We start from the raw sequence: 22,196 nt of genomic DNA on the forward strand, positions 1-22,196 counted from the left end.
CTGCTCCGGTTTTTTAGATTTTATAACCATAGCCATCTCCTGATTTGTGAACATCAAACCGATGAACCTGTCAATATTTAGAAAATACAACATGGTTTCACCTATAAATTGAAAATGATTCAAAATAGTCCAAATAAATGTAGTTGCGAAACAGGTATGAACTCTATATAATAATGGTCGATGTAATGCTAGAAAATACAGGACAAGAAAAGGGTTTTTGTACTTTGTGAGGAGAAAAGCAATGAAAAAAAAGCTATTTTGGATTGCTGTGGGGCAGTTTATTTCAGCATGTGCGTATTGTCAGATACTCAATGCCAATGATTTGGTAGCGACCGGAATCGGAGGACTGGCAGCAGTGATCAATCGTTTGACCGGAGCTGATGTTCAGATGCTTCTTATATTTATGGCTCTGCCAATATTTATCTGGTCGTTTTTCAGCTATAATAAGAAACAGATTTTTTATGCGGGATTCAGTTATCTCATGTTTACCTTTTATGTAGGCATTGTAAACCGCTATCTTCCACCCCTTCAGACCGACCCCATTGCAGCAGCCGTCAGCGGCGGCCTGGTAGGCGGTATTGCAGGTGGAATCATTATGAAGCAGAGAGTGGCCAATGGCCCGGAATCCATTGTCGCTCTTTACTTAAAAGAGAAAAAAGGAATTTCAATAGGAACCTATTATCTCATTCTCAATACAGTCGTTATTTGTTCCTCTATCATATACGGAAATGTGACCATGATCATTTACTCCCTGATCTGTACCTTTGTACAGAGCGCGGTAACCGATAAGCTGATCATCGGCTTTGAGAAATACTATAATGTGAGCATTATGTCAGACCAGTATTTAGAGATCACTCAGTTTATCCAGGATGAGTTAAAGCGCGGAGCCACATTCATTCAGGGAATGGACACCTCCAATGTAAAAAAGAAGATGCTGATTCAGTCCGTGTTAAATCAGCAGGAGCTGATTGCCATAAGAGATTACGTGAAATCCTTTCATGATGACAGCTTTATCTGCGCCAGCAGAAGCAACAGCATCATTGGAAGAGGCTTTGATGTGGAATAAGATATATTATTAGTTAGAAAAAACCTGCCGGTTACTACCCGTCTCCTTTTTTGTAGGAAATGTGGTATTTTTCCGGCAGGTTGTTTTTATATTGAATTAAGAACACGAGTCTCTTATAATGAGTATAAACGGGTCAAGAGCCTGCCGCTAATCCAGTGTCAGTATGTAATCATCTTGATTGAAAAGGCTGGTGTCTGGGGAGGAATACTGGCGGTCTCAAAATCTCCGTATTCCACGCGGATCATTTGGCCGGGCTGCAATATATTAAGAGGAATGGGATTGTTATTCTGATCCAGAATCTGGGTCAGGTTGGAGATGGTGAACCGAATCTGGTCCGCCATATTGTTCGGGTTTCCTACATAAAGAAATCCATTTTGGTCATCTATGGAAGCAATCCGATCCACGAGAACCCGGACATTAGGGGCCGGAAGAAATGCCACAATCCGATAGGCATTGGTCTGGGGAGGGGTGGAATTCGTAAAGTCTGGGGAGAACCAGGCATTGATGGTCATTCCCTTTAAGATCCTGCATAGACTGATGGATTCATTATATTGATTGATTAAAATGGTGTTCCAGTTTACATTTAATTGTAGCAGATTGGTAAATATCATCTCCCGTTCTCCTGGAAAGGAATAGGAAATTCTCACGTATCCGGTTCTGCTGTCTGGGGTATAGACTTCTTCCACCAGTGCATTCTGGACCTGCATGACATTTCCGTCTTGGAATAAGGTGCTGTTAGCGCCACCGGTTAAGTCACTCATAATAGGCTCCTGCTGTTAAGAAATTTATTACTAATGTATGCGGTCACAATTAAAATTATATAATAGGGATTCAACATGGAGGAGAAAGATGGAATATAACACGGTAACCATTGCCTGCTTCTCAGGAACAGGCGGTACAGAGCTTGCGGCGGAGTATCTGGAACGACAGCTTACGGAAAAAGGAGTGAAGGTACAAAAAAAGAATATAGCCAAGGTATCTCCTCTTAAAATCGAGGAATCGGATCTGCTTCTTATCATGTCTCCTGTTTATGCCTTTCGTCTGGCAGAATTAACAGAGCGATGGATTAAAAAGCTTCCCAATGGAAATCACAGGCATGCGGCTGTTATATCCGTTTCCGGAGGAGGGGAAGTATCCCCCAATACGGCCTGCCGTGTCCCTGCCAAAAAGTATTTAACGCGGAGGGGCTATGAGGTTGTTTATGAAAACATGGTGATCATGCCGTCAAACTTCCAGACTCAGGTAGAGCCTCCCTTAAACCTGGCTCTCTTAACCGTTCTTCCCCATAAGATGGAGACAATAAGTAAAGAGCTTTTAGAAGGAAAGAAGCGGCTTACGGTGCCAAAGACAAAAGATAAGTTCATTACTGCCTTCGGGGTCATGGAGCATCTGGGAGGCCGGTTATTTGGGAAGAAATTATACGCCACCAGTGACTGCAACCAGTGCGGCTTGTGCGTGAAGAACTGTCCCAAAAAGAATATACGCATGGAAAATGGAAGACCGAAATTTGGCTGGCGGTGTATGTGGTGCTTAAAATGTGTCTATGCCTGCCATCGAAAGGCCATAGTTCCTGGTATCATGAAGTCCATCATATTAAAAGACGGGTATGATATCAAGAGGATGAACCGGCTGGCGTTAAAGGAACCCAGAAAAGAACAATACACATCAGACTCAAAAAATGTTTGGGAAGGTATTATAGAGTACTTAAATAATTGAGAAAAGAAAGGAGAAGTCATATGTCTGCCGAAATGCTTGAAATAATCAAAAAAAGAAGGTCCATTCGAAAATTTACGGAGGAAGAGGTGTCAGACCAAAACCTTGATGAAATTTTAAAAGCAGGACTCCTTGCCCCATCTTCAAAAAATAAGAAGCCTGTGGAATTTATTGTGGTCAAAGACCGGGAAACCATAAAAAAATTAAAGGATTGCAAAAGTATGGGAACCATTGGCCTTGATACGGCTCCTGTTGTCATTGCTGTGATCGCTGACAGTGAAACGAGCGATGTATGGGTAGAGGACGCTTCCATCGCTGCTACCATGATGCAGCTGGTGGCAGAAAACCTGTCACTTGGCTCTGTATGGATTCAGATGAGATGCCGCCAGAGCACCAACGGAGATTCGGAAGCAGCGGTAAGAGAGGTTCTTAACATCCCTGAGAAATACGGTGTTTCCTGTCTTCTTGCCATTGGACATAAGGCAGAGGAACGAGCTCCCTATAAAGATGAGGATGCAGATTTTAATCGAGTTCACAAGGAAACATATTAATCCTTTATAAGAGGAAGCTTCATGGTGACTGAGGTGCCCTTTCCATACTCACTTTCAATGGAAAGGCTGCCTCCGTGAAGCACCATGATTTTCTGGGAGATAGCAAGCCCAAGTCCTTCCCCTGGCGACCGTTTGTCCGCCTTAAAAAAGGAATGGGTGATGTATTTTAAATGTTCTTTTCTAACCCCAATTCCGGTATCCCGGATTACCAGACTCACCCAGTCGTCTGAGGCTGTCATAGTGATGTAAATCTCACCATTCTGTTCTGAAAACTTGATCCCATTGTCTAAAACATTGATGACCACCTGTTTTAATTTATCCCAGTCTCCCTGTATTCTTGCCGGCGTTAAATCTTTCATCAGTCGGATGCCCTTTTTCTCTGCTTTCTTACTGAGCTCCAAAGAAACCTTTTCTACCAGCTGGTCGAAGGACAGCGGGGAAAGAGATAATACCATGCGGTCAGACTGGTATCTGGAAAAATCAAGGAGACTTTCCACCATACGGATGAGACGCTCTGTTTCCTCCTCTATGATTTTAAGCCCAAACTTCATTTCTTCTTCTGTAACGGAATCAGGCTCTTTTATGGTCTCCGCCCAGCCCTTGATTCCTGTAAGAGGAGTTCTTAACTCATGGGATATGGAGGAGATGAAATCATTTTTCATTCGGTCCGATTTCGTAATCTCATCTGCCATATAGTTAAGCATCTTTACCAGCTCCCCAGCTTCGTAAGGGTATTCTTCCTGAATCTTTTCTTCATAATTACCTTCTGCCATCCGCTTTGTCAGCCTTATAATGTTTTTTAAAGGCAATACAATGGAATTTCCAAGACGAAGGCTTACCACAAATGCAACAAAAGCCACCATGAGACAGGCAGCAAGGCCCCAGGATAACAGGGTGAAGATTCTTTCATCGGTCTTAGCCAGAGACATTTCATACTTTAAGACTCCCACCGTTTGCCCCTGATATAGAAGAGGAGTATATACCGTCATGTTCCTCTGCCCCATGGGATCTTGTATTTTGTATACGGTTTCAAAGGATAAGACTTTGGAATCAATAGAGACCTTATGGTCTTCCAGATAGCCGGTGGTGGATTGAATGGGATCCCCTTTTCTCGTGAGAAGAGTAAGACTGATTCCTTCCATCTGGTATGCTTTTATTACTTCATCACTTTTTCTGATTAAATCCTCACTGGTAAACTCCCCAAGCTCGGCCCATACAAAGGGAACGGCTTCCGCATGGCTTTTTATGCTGTTAGAAAGCTCCTGATAAAAATACCGCCTCATTCCAAACCCAAAGCAAACCATAACAAGAGTCAGGGTCAATATAGTCAAAAGCATGAAATAAGAGACTACCTTACGCTTCATGAGCTTACTCCTTCCACAGATATCCGTAGCCCCATTCCGTACATAAATACCTGGGGTTTTTCGGGTCTGGTTCTATCTTTCTTCGGATTCGCCGTATGTTTACATCTACGACCTTGGGGTCCCCTATATAATTGGTGCCCCAGACCTGGTCAAGAATCTCATCTCTCGTAAATCCTTTGTTTTTATTGGAGATTAGAAACTGCAAAAGACAGGCTTCGGTAGGTGTAATCCTGATTTCGGTTCCCAAATAGGTTAATTTATTCCGAAGGCTGTCAAGAGAAAAGGAGCCGGAAACCATGACCCCGGATGTCTCTTTTTCCAGACCATGGGACAAGCGCCGTAAGAGAGAAAGAATCCTTGCTTCCAGCTCGCTCATCAAAAAGGGCTTTGTCAGGTAGTCATCGGCGCCCAGAAGAAGCCCCTTCACCTTATCTTCATCCTGGGAGCGGGCGGTAAGCATGATGATTCCTGCGGTAGGATTTAGATTTCTCATCTCGTCACAGACAGCAAAGCCATCTATACCCGGAAGCATAATGTCTAAAATCACTACATGAATGGTCTGATCCTGAAACAGAACCAGGGCATCTTCCCCGGTTTCTGCTTCAAAAACCTCATATCCTTTTTTTCTTAGATTCAGGCAGACAAAGCTGCGAATGGACAGCTCATCCTCCACCACCAGAATTGTTTTCATATATTTAACCTCAGTTTAATTCTTCCTCCATCAGATGGAATGCACTTGCTGGTATTTTTGTTTCTGATTTTGATTCTGTATAAAAGGCAGTATCCTTTGTGCTGGCAAGTAAAACAGCGTCAGCAGGAACGGCTTCCTTTGAAGCCCATTTTACCTGGAATAACAAGGCATCTCCCTGGGTGGAAAGAAGTTCCACTCCGTCATCCAGTCGTTTTACCGTTACACCCTCATAAAGTTCTCTGGGGAAGGAAATATAAAAATGCTGACCGTTATCCGCATACCGTTCTTCCACCACCTGAAAGCTTCCGTCAAGTTTATAGTCTTGATACGTATAAATAAAGGGAATCTCAGCCATGGCAGCGTCCTCATAGCCCTTTGGACTGTACATTCCTCCGACCTCTATGATACCATCCCCGTTCAAGTCCCTGCTGTAAAGAGGATATGGCTTTAAAAGTACGCTGTCGGAAGGATCTCCTACTTTTGAAAGAGTTCCGTTGTTGTAAACAATAATTTCCGTCAGCATGGAATGGGCGCCAAGGCCGCTGTCGGCATACAGAGCTTTTTTTCCGTCTGCTAACGTTCCAAATGCTGCATGCTCGAACATGCCCTGGGGGTCTAAATCAATCTGGGAAATCAAGGTGAGAGCACCAGCTTTATAAGAATACAGTCCGGCTGCCCTTGTCTCATCCTGCTTCTTCGTTATAGCCATAAGATCAGGAATCTTATCGTCAGTATAATCCTCAATGGAAAGGGCATCGTAGCTTAATTCCCCGGCCTTTTTAAGTCCATCCTTCTCCAGCTTATAGATTGTAAGCTGGTTGTCGTGCCCTGATTCTGAAACAGTCCCGCCAACAATAGCCTCCTTTGCTCCATCTCCGTCAAGATCAATAAGCTCAAAGGTATCAAAGCCTAAGAATCCTGTTTCAATGTCTTCTTTTTTCTGCCAGGTGTCCTTTTCCTTTGTAAGATAGAGAAGATGGGCCTGACGGTTGTCTGATGGATTCCGGTATAAAAGAAAGGCCTCTTTATTTTCACCGCCTGCCTGAGCATTCAGATAGATGCTCTGCTTTTTCCCTGCCTTTTGCGGAACTAAAAGCTCTGAGCCGGAAGGAAGAAATCCTCCAATGGAAGCCGCGTCATCCTGTGGCTGATTTTTTGTGGTATTTTGGTTTTCTGCTTTGCCGCAGCCTGTAAGGAGAATGGCTCCTGTCAGCAAAAGAGGAATAAGCTTTTTCATGTTATATTTCATATCAGTGCTCCTTTTCGTTTTCTTTCATTTGTAGCTTGCTTCCTACGTAGTATAGCTCATAGACAGGCGTATGGGGTTACAAAAAAGTTACAGCACTCAAATGGAAGAGTTTACCACTATGAAAATGGAAAAAAGATTCATTTAGTTGCTATTTAAACTATGTTATTATGTGAATATGCATAAAAATATTAATATTTAAGCAAGAAATAAGTAAAAAGTTAACAAAAAACTTGGGCGGTTTATGGTGATCAATCCGATTATAATATAATCTGCCCCAAGATACCACTAAAAAGCGCAAGCTGGCATGAATCGATAGGAGTGAACATATATGGATAGGCGAAAGAGACAGATCCTTGATATTTTGTCAGACAAAGAATACGTTACCGCACAGAATCTTGCACAGCAGATTCAGGTGGGAACGAAGACCATAAGAAACCTGTTAAAGGAAATGAACCGGGAGATGGAAGCTTGTGGTGGTGCCATTCTTTCTAAGTATGGGGTTGGCTATTATTTAAAGATTACCGATAAAGAAAAGTTTGAAACGTTTCAAAGGAAATTATACTCCCGCCTTTCCGATGAATATCTGCCTGGAACCTCGGAAGAACGAATTCAGTATCTATTGGAGTATTTATTTAACAGCCCCTCCTATGTAAAGCTAGATGAGTTAAGCGAGAGCCTGTTTATTTCAAAAAGAACCCTGACCGCAGATTTAAAGGAAGTGGAACAATACATCAAACAGTTTAATATCAAAGTAATCAGAAAGCCCAATTACGGAATCAAGCTGGAGGGAGGAGAATTCGATGCCAGGCTGTGCATTGCTTCCTTTTCCGGAAAACGGCTTCATAAAGGAAATCAAAGCATGGACGAAATTGCGGCCTGTGTTTCCTCCGTCTTAAAGAGCAATGATTTTACCATAACCGGCGCCTCCTATCAAAATCTGGTGGTGCACCTTTATATTGCCATCAGCCGTATCATGGAATGCCATTATGTGCCTCTGCCAAAGGAGCATATGGAAAAGAAGGATGACAGCCTGGAATACCAGATTGCAACGGAAATTGCAAGGAGCCTTCAAACCACTTTTCATATTACATTTCCAGAGACAGAGATCTTTTATATTGCCATTCATCTGGCAGGAAAGAAAATCATTTATCCAAGAGATGAGGCAGAACAGAATATGATCATTACCCAGGAAATCAATGATCTGGTGACTGCCATGCTGGAACGGGTCTATGACCTGTTTAAATTTGATTTCCGAAATGACTTGGAGCTTCGCATGATACTGTGCCAGCATCTGGTACCTTTAAGCGTCCGGATTAAATACGATATGAACTTAAAAAATCCCCTCCTTCGTGATGTGAAGGAGAAATTCTGTCTTTCCTACACTATGGCAAGCAATGGGGTCACAGTCATCAATGAACACTTTCATGTGCTTTTATCCGAGGATGAAATCGCATATTTTGCCTTTGCCTTTGCTCTTGCCCTGGAGAGAAAAAAGTCTGAAATCCAGAAGAAAAACATACTCCTTGTCTGTTCCTCCGGCCGGGGAAGCGCAAAATTACTTCAGTACAAATACCAGAGCTACTTTAAAGATTACATAAACAACATTACAGCCTGTGACCTTGGCAGTCTGTATAAAGTGGATTTTGCAGATTATGATTATATTTTCACCACGGTTCCCATAACGGTTCCGGTTCCACTACCCATCCTGGAGGTTCAGTATTTCCTTGACGATAATGACATCGTTAATGTGAAAAAGGTCCTTTGCTCGGAGAAGACCTCTTCTGTGATGAATTACTATGAGAAAGAGATGTTTCTCCCTCATTTAAAGTTACGGACAAAGGAAGAGGTCCTTCGCTGCATGTGTCATTTTGTCATGGAGGAGAAGAATCTGCCCCAGGAATTTTACGAATCGGTCTTAAAACGGGAGAGGCTTGCAAAGACTGCCTTTGGCAATATGGTAGCCATGCCTCACGTTTATAAGGCCATCAGCCAGGAGACCTTTGTCTGTGTTGGAATTCTTGATGAGCCTGTGGACTGGGGAGGACAAAAGGTGCGGGCTGTGTTCCTGGTATCCATTGCCAATAAGGACCATACCAGCGTTGAGCTACAGCGTTTTTACCAGATGACTGCCGCATTTTTGCTAAGCCAGAAGGAGATTCAGGATCTGGTTAAAAAGCAGGATTATGATGCATTTATTGAGGCTATGACATGGATAGAAAAACAGCTCCCAAAGGAGCTGTAGTCTATTCTTCATATAAGCTGAGACCGTTTGTCTCTATGACCTTCTTGTACCAGTAAAAGGACTTTTTCTTAAGCCGTTCATAGGTGCCTTCTCCATAATCGTCACAGTCCACATAGATGAAGCCGTAGCGCTTTGACATCTGCTTGGTGGATTCAGAAACAAGATCAATGCAGCCCCATGAGGTATATCCAAGACATTCAACCCCGTCGATTTGGATTGCTTCTGAGACTGCCTTTAAGTGCTCTCTAAAGTAATCAATCCGATAGGTATCATCAATGGTGTCGTCCTCCTTAACCACATCCGCTGCACCCAGGCCGTTTTCTACAATGAATAGAGGCTTCCGGTAACGGTCATAAAGGTCTACCATGGAGATGCGAAGCCCGGTGGGATCAATCTGCCAGCCCCAGTCAGAAGCCTTCAAATAGGGGTTTTTAATGGCATTGATGGTGTTTCCGGGGGTCAGGCTAAGCGCACTGGTATCCTCGGCAGAGCAGGAAGAATTATAGTAGGAAAAGGATACGAAATCAACGGGATAAGCCTTCATAATTTCATCGTCCCCCATTTCCTTGCGGATATGAATGCCCTCATTCTGAAACCGGGAAAGGAGGTAGGCCGGGTATTCTCCGAATACCTGGGTATCGCTGTAACAGTAAGTGCCTCTCATGGTCTGCTGTGCTTTTAAGACATCCTCAGGCTTGCAGGTATAAGGGTAGTAGGTGAGCTTCGTCAGCATACAGCCAACGAGAGAGTTTGGTATGGTCTCATGGCAGATTTTTGTTGCATAGGCGGAAGCCACGAACTGGTGGTGCATGGCCTGGAAGATGACCTCCTCAAAGTTCTGCCCGGGAAAGCGGTCCTCAATTAATGCTCCGGTGGTAAATGGGTGGCGGATCATGGAATCCACCTCATTAAAGGTGAGCCAGTATCTTACCTTATCCTTATAGCGGGTGCAGATGGTTTTAACGAACCGGATAAAGAATCCCACCGTCTCTCTGGAGTACCAGCCCTTGTAGTTTAAGACCAGGTTGATGGGCGGTTCATAATGGGACATGGTGACCAGAGGCTCGATGCCATACTTTTTAAGCTCGTCAAAGACATTGTCATAGAACTTAAGCCCTTCTTCATTGGGGGTTAAATCATCCCCATTAGGAAAGATTCTGGACCAGGCGATGGACATTCGGTAAACCTTAAATCCCATTTCGGCAAACAGCTTGATATCCTCTTTATAGTGATGATAGAAATCAGAGCCGTGCCGCTTGGGATAGGATGCCGTATCCTTATCTTTCAGTGCTTCTTCGATATCTTTAGAAGTGACGGTGTTATGGGCCTTATAATTGGTAACATCTGTTCCAAAATGAGCTTTTGCGCAGTCGGAAACAGAGATTCCCTTTCCCCCTTCTAAGTATCCGCCCTCCACCTGATTGGCTGCGGTCGCCCCTCCCCAGAGAAAACCAGCCGGAAATGCGTTTATTTGCTTCATAAATACCCCTCCTCTTTAAAATGAACTGTAATGAAGATAAATCCATTATATCAGAGCCTTAAAGCAATCTCCAAGCACAGTTTTTCCACTTTCCTGGTGGCGTTTATTTCCCAGAAAAAGGAAGCAAAGGTTGCCATTATGAAAATGGAAAAAGACCACATGGAGTTCTTTGGTACAGTGTGCTACCATGTGATTACAAATAAAGAACCGGTTACGATTACCGCCAAAAGCGGTGGATATGGAGGAAGAGATGAAAGAAAAGATTATGAACGGTCTGCTTTCTGCAGCAGGAGTCATGCAGACACAACGTCATCTGGCAGCCATTAAGAATGCATTTATGAGCCTGCTGCCAATCATTATCATTGGCTCATTCTGTACCCTGTTTTCCAATGTTATCTGCAGTACCACGCCAGGCTTTTTAAGTCTTGCAAACGTTCCGGGGCTTGGCTTTTTGGGAAAGCTCAATCCCATGTTCGTGGCTGCCAACTATGGAACCATGAACTTTATTGCCATTGGCTGTGTCATACTCATTGCCATGGAGCTTGGAGAGCATTACGGGATTAAGGATAAGGCCCTTCCCGTAGTGGCACTTGGCGCTTATATTTCCCTCTGTGCCTTCAGCGCATCTGGTAAGGCTGTAGATGGAAGTGAGGTGGTGGTGACCAATGTACTGGCCAGAATGTACACCAATGCACAAGGCTTATTTGTAGGCATGTTTGCTTCGGTGGGAGCCACGGAAGTTTACTGCAGGCTGGTAAAAAGCGGTAAGTTCGAGATCCATATGCCGGACAGCGTTCCTTCCAATGTGGCCCGCTCCTTTACCATTTTGTTTCCGTCCCTGATTACCATACTTATTGTTTCAGGAATCGGCATGGTATTTGAGATGATAACAGGCATGTCCCTCTTTAATGCCATCATTGCATTTATCCAGAAACCATTGTCCAATATTCTCACAAGCTTTCCCGGATACATAACCCTTATCTTTATCACGACTTTACTATGGACCTTTGGAATTCATGGAACTCAGGTAACAAAAGCAGTGTACGAACCCATTTTGTTAGCAGCCTTTGCAGAAAATGAAGCAGCCTACGCCGCAGGTGCTCCCATACCGAATATCATCAACACACCGTTCATGTCCTGTTTCTCAACGGTTACGGGAGCAGGCATTACAGGCGGCCTGATTATTGCCATTATGATCTTCTCAAAACGGGACGATTTTAAGGCAATCGCAAAGCTTGCCATACCATGTGCCCTGTTTAACATCAATGAGCCAATCATCTTCGGTCTTCCGGTGGTCATGAACCCCATTATGGCAATTCCCTTTATGATTGCTCCGGCAGTATCAGCGACCTTTGCCTATCTTATGACCAATCTTGGCTTTGCAGGCAGAATGGTGGTCAATGCTCCCTGGACCACACCTCCGGGACTTATGGCATTCCTTTGTTCGGGAGGCAGCATCGGAGCAGCAGTGACCCAGATCCTTTGTATCCTGCTTGCCTTTGTTGTATACATTCCATTTGTGCTTGCATCCAACCGGCAGAGGATTGAAACCGAAGAATAAAAAGAATACAATATGAGCATGAGGTGATTGTGATGGAAGAAGTCTTTACCAGAGAAAGGATCAAAACGTATTTCTGGCTTATCTTTGCTCCGCCCTTTGGATTATACCGTGTCTTAAGCAGAAAATCAGAATTCCGGAGATCGGAACAATGGGTTTGGACCATGATTGTTTTAATTACCCTTGTTACCTACGTGAAACTCATAATCACAGGTTAAGAGAGAGAGGCTCGTTGATATGGATATGGAAATGATTGTGATGAAGCTTGTAGTCAGTGCGGGAAATGCCAGAAGTACTGCCATTGAAGGGCTTCGTGCTGCAAAAAACGGAGAGTTTCAACTGGCAGAGAAGCGGTTAGAGGAGGCGGATCAATTAATCCTGGAAGCTCATGAGATTCAGACGGAGATGATCCAGAATGAACTGAATGGAAAGAAGGTTGAAGTCGGCCTTTTGATGGTTCATGCTCAGGATCATCTGATGAATGCCATGACGGTCATGGATCTCTGTAAGGAAATGATTGATATCTTAAAAATAAATATGAAGTAATAGAAAGGAAGTCATTTATGAGAAACATTGTACTATTTTGTGCGGCAGGAATGTCAACCAGTCTTCTGGTCAATAAGATGAAAGAAGCAGCAGCAAAGGATAATTATGAATGTATCATCAATGCGTATGCTCTAGCAAGCACCAGAGAAAAAGGTCCTGATGCAGACATCATATTATTAGGGCCTCAGGTCCGCTTTAGTAAATCAAAGGTGGAAAAGGACTGCCCTGGTAAGATCATTGAATGCATTGATATGCAGGCTTACGGCACCATGAATGGAGCAAAGGTCATTGCACAGGTGAAAAAGGCATTGGGAGACTGAGAAAGGAAAGTAAGGGGCACAGGTTAAACGCATATGGATCTGGCATTATTAACAGCAAAGAAAATTCTGGAGATGTTTTTCATCCTGCTGATTGGAGCAGGTACCATAAAGGCAGGGGCGGCAGACGGCACCACCGGGAGTCGTATGACCTCCATACTCTTAAATGTTGTGTCTCCCTGTGTGATTCTTATGTCATATCAGATGGAGTTTGACAAACAAAAGCTGATGGGACTTCTTATCACCGCTGTCCTGTCTCTGGCAAGCTTTTCAGGGGCCATTGCCATATCTAAGCTTGTGGTCCCGGCCAGGACGGGGCCGGATATGGCCGTAGAGAGGATGTCAATTGTTTATTCCAACTGCGGATTCATCGGCATTCCTCTGATTCATGGGCTTTTAGGCTCAGAGGGCGTATTTTATATGACCTCATATATTACCGTATTCAACCTGTTCGTATGGTCTCATGGAATCATACTGATGAAGGGAAAGACAGAGAATTTAAAGGCTGCGGTCAAAAATTTCATTCAGCCCTCCAATGCTGCAATTTTGGTTGGCCTGATTTTTTACATAACGGGAATCCGGTTTCCAAATGTAATCGCAGCTCCACTGGAGATGATCGGGAACATGAATACGCCCATGGCAATGCTGATATCCGGTATGAACCTGGCAGAAAGTGATCTGCTATCCTCTTTAAGAATGCCAAGGACGTATCTCTTAAGTGCAGCCAGACTTATTTTTGTCCCCCTGGTGACCTTAGGAGTTCTCCTTCTTTTCCATGCAGACCGTATAATTGCCATTACAGTTCTTGCAGCTGCGGCCTGCCCCAGCGGAGCCATGGGAACCATGTTCGCCCTGCAGTATCATAAGAACAGCCAGTATGCTTCCAAGCTGCTTACCATTACCACATGTTTGTCCCTGTTTACCATTCCGGTCATTATGCTGGCCGCAGGCAGAATCTTTTCGTAAAGGAGATCATATGATTGTAATCAATACACCACTTCGGGCAGAGCTGTTTCAGCAGGCTGCTGAAGAAGAGGGCCTTGTTTTCGTTAAAAGAACGGGCATGAAGCTTCTGTTTGAGAATCCTCACGGTGAGGATGGAAAGATGGCAGAATTGTTAAAGAAAAAGTGTAAGGGAAAGAAAGAACTGGCGGCAATTTACTTTCAGGTTCTTCCCTTATAGCAGGATAAAAGAGGGCTGATTGCCCTCTTTTTAATTTCAGTATAAATTTACCATATAAAATAAGACAATTTTTCGTCCATGTGTTATACTATCCCTATTCGATCCCGTTTGGATTTTATTTTTTAGATATCCGATTCAATCAATGGGAAGGGGGAATTAGTTATTCGGCGTAAATATGCAATATTTTTAACCATAATCAGCAGTATAATCTGTACGGTTATGGTATGTTTTTATTTGTTTTCCATTGATAAGATCGGTCAGATCTATCTCGGAAGTTCAAGGGATGTGATCTGCAGCATAAAAAAGGATTTTTTAAAGGATACAGTCAATAACCTTGTTACTGAAATCGACTTGAAACGGACTGCCAAGTCCAAAAACGTGGAAAAGTACGTTGCCAGGACCTTTAATACCATCGATGTGCAGATGGACCTTACAGATGAGGAATTTAAGGACTTTTTCATCCATTTCTTTCAAAATAACCCGGATTACAAAAATGTTATGGTGGTATTGTGGGATGGCTCGGCTCAGAAAGCCGTTTATGATCCTTACGGTCTTTCTCATGAGACCTGGGTGGACACGGTTTATAACAATGCAGGAACCTTTAGTGCATATCGGGTAGCCATGCATGGAAAATACCGTTACTTTTTAGGAGTTACCAAGGATTACACAGAATCTTTGGTAAAAACGGATATTTTAAACACCATTCGTGGAGTACAGTTTGCTGGAAATTCCTTTATCCGTGTCAATGAAGTCATGAATGACAAGGGTGGGGAAAACTATGCTGTGTGCAGAATCAATACGGAGATGCCAGAGCTTGAGGGAACCTACTTATCCACGAATACAACTGATAGCGAAGGAGATTATCCAAACAAGAAAGAACTGGATGGAATCAATAAGAAGGGGGAGATTTTTTACAGCTATTACGTGGAACAGAAGAATAGCAAAGAAGCTGCTAAAACAATGGTCTATTCCAAGCGGTATCAGAACTATAATTGGGTGATCAGCATGGGGATTTACCTTGATGACTTAAATCCTTATTTAAATCAGATTGACCGGGAGAGCAACCAGATGGTATCAAGGCTTACCTATACGCTGGTGCTTTTATTTGCTCTCATACTGGCTGTCAGCCTAAGCTCTATTTCCCTCATTGAAAATCTGTATCACAGGAATTCCAGAAAGCAGATGGAATCAGAGATGAATCTGGATTCCTTAACTGGTGCCGCCACTCGCAGGAATGGAGTAAAGGAGCTGACAAGAGCCTTTCATAAATTTAAACAAATAGGAACAGGCCCTGGCATTATGATGTGTGACCTGGACCATTTTAAGAGCATTAATGACAAGTACGGCCATTCCGCCGGAGATCGGGTTCTTTCCTTGTTCGTGTCGGAGATGAAGTTGTTTTTAAGAAGCTCAGATATGGTGATCCGCTGGGGCGGAGACGAATTCGTCTTTCTCCTCCAGGGCTTAAGGGAAGAGGCAGCCATGGATTTTTGCAGGAAATTCATTCTTAAGGTATCTGAATTAAGGATAGGGGATATCAAAGAAGAGCTGTCCGTTACAGTCTCTGTCGGCATCACCTTTTTTAAGGATACGGATGAGGATTATATTCAGGCAATCAACCGGGCAGACGAAGGGCTTTATCAGTCAAAGGGAAAAGGACGCAACAGTGCAAGCGTCATAATTTAAACATTAGTAACAGACCGGAAAAATCACCGGCCGGAAAGAGGAAGAGTATGAAACTAGAAAAACAGGAATATTGTATCAAAGGATTAAAATATACCATCCGTTCCGCCGAAGAATCCGATGCAGCGGTGTTAGCAAAGCTTAGGGTTTTAATTGATGGAGAAACGGAATATATGGACCGGGAAGCAGGGGAAGGCCTTCTCGATGAAAATGATTTTAAGCAGCTCATTATGAAGGATACCAGGGAGAACAATCATTTGTTTCTGGTAGCTCTTGTCAATGAAACTCCCATAGGGTTTTCCAGATGTGAAGGAAGTCCCCTAAAGCGAATGGCTCATAAGGTGATGTTCGGTGTCTGTGTACAGAAAAAATACTGGGGACACCAGATCGGCAGAAATCTTCTTTCCCGTTCTATGAACTGGGCAGATGCAAATGGGATAAAAAAAGTAGAGCTGGGTGTGTTAGAGACCAACCGGAGAGGAATTCTCCTGTATATGGATCATGGGTTTAAGGTAGAAGGGGTATTAAGACAGGATAAGCTTCTATCAGACGGAAATTATTATGACACCATAATCATGGGCAGAATTCCTTCCTTAAAATAAAATAAGGAATAATCTTATGGAAAAAGAAGATTTAAATACCGTTCATCTTGCGGAGATGGAAAGGGAGCATGCTCAGATTTACAAAAACTGGCTGATTCTTCATTATAAGATTACCATTGGAGTGGTCATATTTGCTCTCCTGGTAGAGTGCATGATGAGCCTTTTATTTTTAAATTCCGATGTGATCTCCATCCCTCTTGGACGGTATTTTTTTAAGTATATCATCGTGCCCAGCGGATTAAACGTTATATGCGTTTTTCTGGAATCCATGGCACTGAAAATGGATTTTTTGTCTCTGGATCAGAAGATTTATCTGGTATCACTGACCTTTGTGTTTATCTGCTTTGTTATATTCTGTGTTCACAGTGCCCTCACGTCCACCTACTACATTTTCACCGGTGCAGTGATGCTGACCATTATTTATGCCAATTACCGCCTGACCAGCATCACAGCCTTTCTAAGTATTATTTCCATTGTTGTTTCAGAGCTGGTGGTAAAATGGGATGGAGATAAGCCCTATGTTCTTGATAATATGATGCTGTTTGGAGATTTTCTTGTTTCCATCATCGTCTTATTCGCATTTTCTGCGGCATGTATGGTAGTGATTCGCTTTGAACGAAAGAAGAATAAGGCTATCCTGAAAAAAGATATGGAACGGTATGAGCTGAGACAAAGTCTGCAAAAGGATGAACTGACGGGAATCTTTAACCGAAAGGCTCTTCAGGAAGCCCTGTTTAACATGGAAACACAGGAAAGTCATAAAAAATGGGTACTGGCAACGGTTGATATCGATCATTTTAAAGGAATCAATGACAACTGGGGCCATTCCATGGGAGACCAGTGCTTACGGGAATTTGCCAGGATTTTAAAGGAAAATGAAGGGAAGTACATACCTTTTCGTTATGGGGGAGATGAATTTTGTCTCTTGTTTCCGGATTCCGTGGTGGAAGAGGCCGTAGCCTTGTGTCACCGGATTCGAAAGCAGATAGAATCCGTTCGATTTGAGGAAGGACCAAAGATTCACTTAACAGCCAGCTTTGGTCTGGCAGTCTATTCTTCCAACATGGATGCAACCCGTTTATTCGTCCACTCGGACCATGCGTTATATGAAGCAAAAAAATGCAGAAATGCTATCTTTGTTTACGATGAAACAAGGATGGCGACAAAGCCGATGGGTAGATAATCCCGTTGGTTTTTTTTGTGGTCTGCCATTAACAAATAAAGCCTGCTATCAGATGTATGGAATTCTTTTATTGACATTACACAATATGTAATGTTATAATTCGTGTAACGAAAAATGAAAGGATATAAGGTATGGAAAAAGTCATTTTATCTACGAAAAAAGAATTGGAAATCTATATGAATCCTGTAAGGCAGCAGCTACTCCGCATTCTGGAATTATCAAAAGAGCCCCTGACACCAAAGATGATCTCTGATAAGATGGGAATTTCCGCATCCAGTGTCCAGCATCATATAGGAAAGCTCATGTCCCTGGGACTGTTAGAGCTTGACCATACCAGACAGATTAACGGGATTACAGCAAAGTTTTATAAATCAAGCTATGCAATGGTTCAAATAGGGCTTGAACATAATGACCAGTGGACCTCTCAGAGAGAGGTGTATTTACAGGAAAAGGTGGCTCAGGCTTACGAAGGCTTTATTTCAAATAAGAGAAAAGTCTTAGATAGCGGCCAGGAGGTGCGCCCGGATATGGTTCACCAGTTTGGAGATATCATAACAGGAGTGATGCACCTTACAGAGGAAGAATCCAAAGAGCTTTTCCAGATGATTTCCCGATATTTAAAAGCTCATGATAAACCATCTGAGGAGAAGTCTCCCTGGGAGTACGCGTTAATCCTGTATCAAGCGAAGGAGGATCTGGATGAATAAGACCCAGCAGTCGGTCATTTTTATTAACTATTTTTCCCTGGGGATTTTAATGCCTGTGCTGAATCTTATTTTCCTGGAGCGTGGGGCAGATTTAAAGACCCTTCCCCTTTTAATCGGCCTTTATGCCCTGTCAGCCCTGATTTTTGAGCTTCCAAGTGGAATCTGCGGGGATTTGTTGGGAAGAAAGACTGCTTTTTTATTATCCGCAGTAATGAAATTATTTTCTCTTACCCTTTTGATTGCGGCTGATGATATCACCCTCTTAATTCCTTGTGTTATCCTTAACGGCATGAGCCGGGCTTTTTCCTCTGGCAGTCTGGACGCTTTGTTCATTGAGCAGGCAGTAGAAGCACATGGGCAGGATTGTATCCCATCGGTCTCCTCCCGTTTGTCGATCCTGGAGGCAGCAGGATTTGCAGCAGGCAGTATATCAGGAGGATTTATCTCCTATTGGGGAGGGACAGAGGGGGTAATCATGGTCCAGGGAGGCCTTACCGTCATTGTATTTCTTTTATGTGTGGTTGGCATAAGGGAAAAGAAGGAGAGAAAAGAGAACGAAAAAAGAGTAGCTCTTGGAGCTCATTTAAGAATGGGAAAGGAAGCTGTCATATCCTCTGGAAGTTTAAAATACGTTCTTTTAGGCATGTTCTTTACCGGACTTTTGATCTCATCCATTGAGACCTACTGGCAGCCTGTATATTTGGAGGTATCTGCTCTAAAAGACGCCACATGGACACTGGGGCTGGTATCATTTATGGGATTCTTCATGTCTGCCATGGGAAATGCAGCCAGTGAAAAGCTGCTCATTAAGTACCCCCTTGGTAAGTGGAACATATATGGTATCTGCAGGCTGAGCTTTAGTCTTATTCTGGTGATTCTGTCCTTACAGACCAATACGCCAGGGTTTCTTCTGGGGTATGCAGGATTTTATCTTTTTCATGGTATGGGAAATGTGGCAGAAAACACGCTCATCAACCAGTATACGCCCAATCATATCAGGGCGAGCATACTATCCTTAAGCTCCTTTGTGTTCCAGCTTGGATGCTTATCCGCTTCCCTGGCAAGCAGCTTTCTGGCAGCCAGAATCACCATTGCGGGCATCTGGAAATTATCTGGAAACTTGTGTTTTGTATCCCTAATTATTCTGCTTGTCCAAGTGATGAAGAGAAATAAAACAATAATTGACCCCAAAACTCCATAATATGATTGATATATAAGCGAAATCCTGATATAAATAAAGTACAACACATGAGATGTGCTGGATGATATGGATGAAAGGAGATTGCTTATGATACATCCAATGTTTTTATGCCATGGTGCACCAGACCTCGTACTGGAGGATAATGAATATATTAAATTATTAAGAGAGCTTGGAAAAAATTTAAAGCCAAAGGCAGTAGTGCTGTTTACGGCACACTGGGAAACAGAGGTCACGACAATTTCATCGGTGGAAGGAACCTATGATATGATTTATGACTTTTACGGATTCCCGGCGGAGCTTTACCGCATAAAGTATCCGGCGAAAGGCTCTCCTCAGCTGGCAGAAAAGGTAAAGAATCTTTTAAAAGAGAAGCAGATAGAATCCAACCTGGACCATACAAGAGGAATGGATCACGGAACCTGGTCCTTACTTTCCATCATGTTCCCAGAGGCAGATATTCCGGTGGTACAGGTATCTATTAACCCATTCCGTTCCAAAGAGGAACAGTTTCAGATTGGAGAGGCCCTAAAGCCTCTGGCAGAAGAGGATATATTAATCCTTGGAAGCGGTTCTACAGTACACAATCTGGGCGATTTGAATGGAAATGCAACAAAGCCGGTAGCCTGGGCAGTAGAATTTGATGACTGGATCATTAAGAAGGTGGAAGAGTTGAATCAAAATGATCTTTTTCATTATCAGTCCCTTGCTCCTAATGCCAGAATGGCAGTTCCAAGAGAGGAACATATCATGCCTCTTTTTACAGCAATGGGAAGCGGGGGAGATAGAACTCCAAAGCTCTTGCATCGAAGCTATGCTTACGGAACCTTTACTTATCTTGGTTTTGAGTTCTGATTATAAAATTAGAAAAAAGATGGACTGCGAGAATATGCTGTCCATCTTTTTTCATCATAGGAAATTGATCAAGCCTGTTCATGTATCTAAGCCATTTCTTCAGTCTTCCTGGCATTGTCCTTTTTTACAAGTAGTTTTATCCCAAACCCAATTAATACAAAGCCTACCACCGCGTTCAGCAATTGTATCAAAGCGGAAGGTAAAAATCCGCTTGCCATACTCCCAATCAAAGAGACACCTGTTAAAAATACTATGGTAGCCATGACACACCCAGCGGCAAAGAGGAAAAGCTGTTCCTTCTTCCAGTTGTTCTCAATCATCTGAGTGGAGAACATACCGCTCCAGAAAATAATGGTAAGAGGATTGGAGGCGGTCAGAACCACTCCCTTCATAAACAGGCTTCCCCCTGTAACATCAGGGAATAAAGGAATGTCTGGCAGGAGATTACGATGAAAGGCACTAAAAATCGTATTGACACCAGAGAAAACCAGGACAATACACCCTATGAGCTTAACTGTTTTTTGAACGCCAGGCCGACTCATGACAGCGGCAACTCCCACACAGGAAAGTGCGATGTAGAATGCGTCAACCAGTGCAATGGCAAATACAACAGACAGGCCCTTAATAAATCCGTAGGCCGTGGCTGTCTGAAAGACGATCAGGCACATGGGGCCAACAGCAAATTGCAGTAATAATCCAAATCGGAACCCTTTTAAAATCGCAAAGCTGAAATTCTTACCCTCCATAGTTACCAAGACATCCTTTCATTTTGGGTAATTCTACCAGATTGCTTCGGTTAAGTAAACCATTTCCTCCCAATTCCATGGAAAATAAAGTGCTACAATAAAGGCTGTTTTTTTGCATTGAACTCATATAGGTCGTTGAATTTTTCAATGGCCGCTTTTTTCTGCTCCATCAGAGAATGGGCATAGATATTTAAGGTGATGGAGACACTGGAGTGCCCCAGCAGCTCACTGATGGTTTTAATGTCAACCCCCAGCTCTAAGGCACGGGTAGCAAAGGTATGGCGGATGGCATGGAACTTCCGGTCTGTGACCCCTGCCTGATTTAAGATTCTTTTATATAGCTTTTGAAAACGGCGGGGATCATAAGGCTGTTGATTTCCAGAGTAAATATAATCCTCCTCATCAAATTCGCCCCTCTTTGCTTTCAGGCGCTGTAATAAAAATTCGGGAAGAGGGATTTTTCTTAATGATTTACGGCTTTTTGGAGAACCTACAAATAGCATGGTCTTATCTTCGCCGTCTTCTAAGTTTCTGACTCTGGAAACAGTCCGGTTAACGGACAGAGTGCCGGTTTCTAAATCCAGGTCCTTCCATTTGAGGGCACATAGTTCACCCAGACGGATTCCGGTATAAAAGCACATGACTACGCCAATGGCTCGTTTATCCTCATGGTGAAGGGCGGCCTGCTCAATAAGGCGCTGGTCCTTCATGGAAAACACTTCCACCTCTTTTTCTCCTCCCTTTGGCGGCTTAATCTGTTCCAGGATAGCAATATACTCCGGGGAGCCTTTTAGAATTTCTCTTAAAGCAATTTTGAAGATGGCCAGAATCTTTCTCCGGGATGAATCTGCAAGATCTGTTTCCTCCTTCATCAGCTTGGTAAAGCGAAAAACAGATTCTTCTGTGATCCGGGAATACTTGTTATTTTCATAAAATGGAATTATGTATTTGTTCATACAGCGGTAATAGCTGTCATAGGTAGATGGCTTCACCCTTTGAGCCGTATCCTCTAACCATGCTTCCAATAAACCGGCTGCATCTTTTGCGGGGACAGCGTCCTGTTTCTTTTTGGACTTTTTAGTTTCAGGAGAATGTTTCATTTTTTCTTTCACGCCCTTATAGCTGGAATCGTAAAAATACTGATATTTTCCATCTTTTTTTAACAGCCGTCCTTCCCATCTGCCATCCTTACGCTTATAAATATTTTCACCTCGTCTTGGCATGGTAAAACTCCTTTGCTTATAATCATCCATTATAAGGTG

The 22,196-nt window shown here is 43.1% G+C and carries 24 protein-coding genes; 17 read left to right on the forward strand and 7 right to left on the reverse strand.

Going from position 1 to position 22,196, the window contains the following annotated elements; all coding sequences use genetic code 11:
• The first annotated feature begins 241 nt into the window (after nt 1–241).
• Nucleotides 242–1,066 (forward strand): YitT family protein, encoded by an 825-nt coding sequence (locus OW255_RS02675; protein ID WP_268115554.1) that lies wholly within the window; start codon nt 242–244, stop codon nt 1,064–1,066.
• A 158-nt stretch (nt 1,067–1,224) separates the two neighbouring features.
• Here OW255_RS02675 and OW255_RS02680 read toward each other — a convergent pair whose 3' ends face one another.
• A complete protein-coding gene (locus OW255_RS02680) occupies nt 1,225–1,827 on the reverse strand; it encodes a hypothetical protein (RefSeq protein ID WP_268115555.1) in 603 nt (200 codons plus the stop codon).
• Between the two features lie 88 nt (nt 1,828–1,915).
• On the opposite strand from OW255_RS02680, the gene OW255_RS02685 reads away from it, so the two are divergent.
• Complete coding sequence (locus OW255_RS02685) at nt 1,916–2,782, forward strand: EFR1 family ferrodoxin (RefSeq protein WP_024837443.1); 867 nt, start codon at nt 1,916–1,918, stop codon at nt 2,780–2,782.
• A 20-nt stretch (nt 2,783–2,802) separates the two neighbouring features.
• Nucleotides 2,803–3,330: a nitroreductase family protein gene (locus OW255_RS02690; RefSeq protein ID WP_268115556.1), complete on the forward strand. Its 528-nt coding sequence runs from the start codon at nt 2,803–2,805 to the stop codon at nt 3,328–3,330.
• Here the strand turns inward: OW255_RS02690 and OW255_RS02695 are convergent.
• Genes OW255_RS02695 through OW255_RS02705 form a run of 3 tightly spaced genes read right to left on the reverse strand, consistent with a single transcriptional unit; the run spans nt 3,327 to nt 6,634 of the window.
• Entirely contained in the window at nt 3,327–4,694 is a 1,368-nt protein-coding gene (locus OW255_RS02695; RefSeq protein WP_268115557.1) for a sensor histidine kinase, read from the reverse strand. The two genes, OW255_RS02690 and OW255_RS02695, sit on opposite strands and share 4 nt — an antisense overlap.
• 4 nt (nt 4,695–4,698) lie before the next feature.
• Nucleotides 4,699–5,385, reverse strand: coding sequence for a response regulator transcription factor (locus OW255_RS02700; RefSeq protein ID WP_268115558.1), 687 nt, complete (start codon nt 5,383–5,385; stop codon nt 4,699–4,701).
• Nucleotides 5,386–5,395: 10 nt separating this feature from the next.
• Nucleotides 5,396–6,634: a hypothetical protein gene (locus OW255_RS02705; RefSeq protein ID WP_268115559.1), complete on the reverse strand. Its 1,239-nt coding sequence runs from the start codon at nt 6,632–6,634 to the stop codon at nt 5,396–5,398.
• Nucleotides 6,635–6,962: 328 nt separating this feature from the next.
• Here OW255_RS02705 and OW255_RS02710 point away from each other — a divergent pair, with 328 nt between their 5' ends.
• Nucleotides 6,963–8,876: a BglG family transcription antiterminator gene (locus OW255_RS02710; RefSeq protein ID WP_268115560.1), complete on the forward strand. Its 1,914-nt coding sequence runs from the start codon at nt 6,963–6,965 to the stop codon at nt 8,874–8,876.
• Between the two features lies 1 nt (nt 8,877).
• Here the strand turns inward: OW255_RS02710 and OW255_RS02715 are convergent, their stop codons facing one another.
• Nucleotides 8,878–10,356: a family 1 glycosylhydrolase gene (locus OW255_RS02715; RefSeq protein ID WP_268115561.1), complete on the reverse strand. Its 1,479-nt coding sequence runs from the start codon at nt 10,354–10,356 to the stop codon at nt 8,878–8,880.
• Nucleotides 10,357–10,494: 138 nt separating this feature from the next.
• Between OW255_RS02715 and OW255_RS02720 the strand changes: the two genes are divergently transcribed.
• The 13 genes from OW255_RS02720 (at nt 10,495) to OW255_RS02780 (ending at nt 20,188) form a co-directional block, all read left to right on the forward strand.
• Nucleotides 10,495–10,683, forward strand: a complete 189-nt coding sequence (locus OW255_RS02720) for a hypothetical protein (RefSeq protein WP_268115562.1) — start codon at nt 10,495–10,497, stop codon at nt 10,681–10,683.
• Nucleotides 10,607–11,917, forward strand: coding sequence for a PTS sugar transporter subunit IIC (locus OW255_RS02725; RefSeq protein ID WP_268115563.1), 1,311 nt, complete (start codon nt 10,607–10,609; stop codon nt 11,915–11,917). Before OW255_RS02720 ends, OW255_RS02725 begins: the two co-directional genes overlap by 77 nt.
• A 29-nt stretch (nt 11,918–11,946) precedes the next feature.
• Nucleotides 11,947–12,132, forward strand: a complete 186-nt coding sequence (locus OW255_RS02730) for a hypothetical protein (RefSeq protein WP_155857765.1) — start codon at nt 11,947–11,949, stop codon at nt 12,130–12,132.
• 19 nt (nt 12,133–12,151) lie between these two features.
• The gene (locus OW255_RS02735; protein WP_268115564.1) at nt 12,152–12,460 is read left to right on the forward strand and encodes a PTS sugar transporter subunit IIA; all 309 of its coding nucleotides are present in this window, start codon (nt 12,152–12,154) and stop codon (nt 12,458–12,460) included.
• A 17-nt stretch (nt 12,461–12,477) separates the two neighbouring features.
• Complete coding sequence (locus OW255_RS02740; protein ID WP_268115565.1) at nt 12,478–12,780, forward strand: PTS sugar transporter subunit IIB; 303 nt, start codon at nt 12,478–12,480, stop codon at nt 12,778–12,780.
• Nucleotides 12,781–12,813: 33 nt separating this feature from the next.
• On the forward strand, nt 12,814–13,743 hold the full coding sequence (locus OW255_RS02745; RefSeq protein ID WP_268115566.1) for an AEC family transporter: 930 nt from the start codon (nt 12,814–12,816) through the stop codon (nt 13,741–13,743).
• Between the two features lie 10 nt (nt 13,744–13,753).
• Nucleotides 13,754–13,960 carry a hypothetical protein gene (locus OW255_RS02750; protein WP_268115567.1) on the forward strand — a complete coding sequence of 69 codons (207 nt, stop codon included), beginning with the start codon at nt 13,754–13,756 and terminating at the stop codon, nt 13,958–13,960.
• A 285-nt stretch (nt 13,961–14,245) separates the two neighbouring features.
• Nucleotides 14,246–15,646: a sensor domain-containing diguanylate cyclase gene (locus tag OW255_RS02755; protein WP_268115568.1), complete on the forward strand. Its 1,401-nt coding sequence runs from the start codon at nt 14,246–14,248 to the stop codon at nt 15,644–15,646.
• Between the two features lie 47 nt (nt 15,647–15,693).
• Entirely contained in the window at nt 15,694–16,245 is a 552-nt protein-coding gene (locus tag OW255_RS02760; protein ID WP_268115569.1) for a GNAT family N-acetyltransferase, read from the forward strand.
• A 16-nt stretch (nt 16,246–16,261) separates the two neighbouring features.
• Nucleotides 16,262–17,428 carry a GGDEF domain-containing protein gene (locus tag OW255_RS02765; protein WP_268115570.1) on the forward strand — a complete coding sequence of 389 codons (1,167 nt, stop codon included), beginning with the start codon at nt 16,262–16,264 and terminating at the stop codon, nt 17,426–17,428.
• A gap of 131 nt (nt 17,429–17,559) precedes the next feature.
• Nucleotides 17,560–18,135, forward strand: a complete 576-nt coding sequence (locus OW255_RS02770; protein ID WP_024837428.1) for an ArsR/SmtB family transcription factor — start codon at nt 17,560–17,562, stop codon at nt 18,133–18,135.
• Nucleotides 18,128–19,336: an MFS transporter gene (locus OW255_RS02775; RefSeq protein WP_268115571.1), complete on the forward strand. Its 1,209-nt coding sequence runs from the start codon at nt 18,128–18,130 to the stop codon at nt 19,334–19,336. The genes OW255_RS02770 and OW255_RS02775 overlap by 8 nt, the downstream gene beginning before the upstream one ends.
• 87 nt (nt 19,337–19,423) lie before the next feature.
• Complete coding sequence (locus OW255_RS02780) at nt 19,424–20,188, forward strand: DODA-type extradiol aromatic ring-opening family dioxygenase (protein ID WP_268115572.1); 765 nt, start codon at nt 19,424–19,426, stop codon at nt 20,186–20,188.
• A gap of 86 nt (nt 20,189–20,274) precedes the next feature.
• On the opposite strand, the gene OW255_RS02785 is transcribed toward OW255_RS02780, so the two are convergent.
• Both OW255_RS02785 and OW255_RS02790 read right to left on the reverse strand, forming a co-directional pair.
• On the reverse strand, nt 20,275–20,934 hold the full coding sequence (locus tag OW255_RS02785) for a LysE family translocator (RefSeq protein WP_268115573.1): 660 nt from the start codon (nt 20,932–20,934) through the stop codon (nt 20,275–20,277).
• A 92-nt stretch (nt 20,935–21,026) separates the two neighbouring features.
• Entirely contained in the window at nt 21,027–22,157 is a 1,131-nt protein-coding gene (locus OW255_RS02790; RefSeq protein WP_268115574.1) for a tyrosine-type recombinase/integrase, read from the reverse strand.
• Nucleotides 22,158–22,196: the final 39 nt, after the last annotated feature.

It is taken from the genome of Lacrimispora xylanolytica (assembly GCF_026723765.1).
GTDB classification, from domain to species: domain Bacteria; phylum Bacillota; class Clostridia; order Lachnospirales; family Lachnospiraceae; genus Lacrimispora; species Lacrimispora xylanolytica.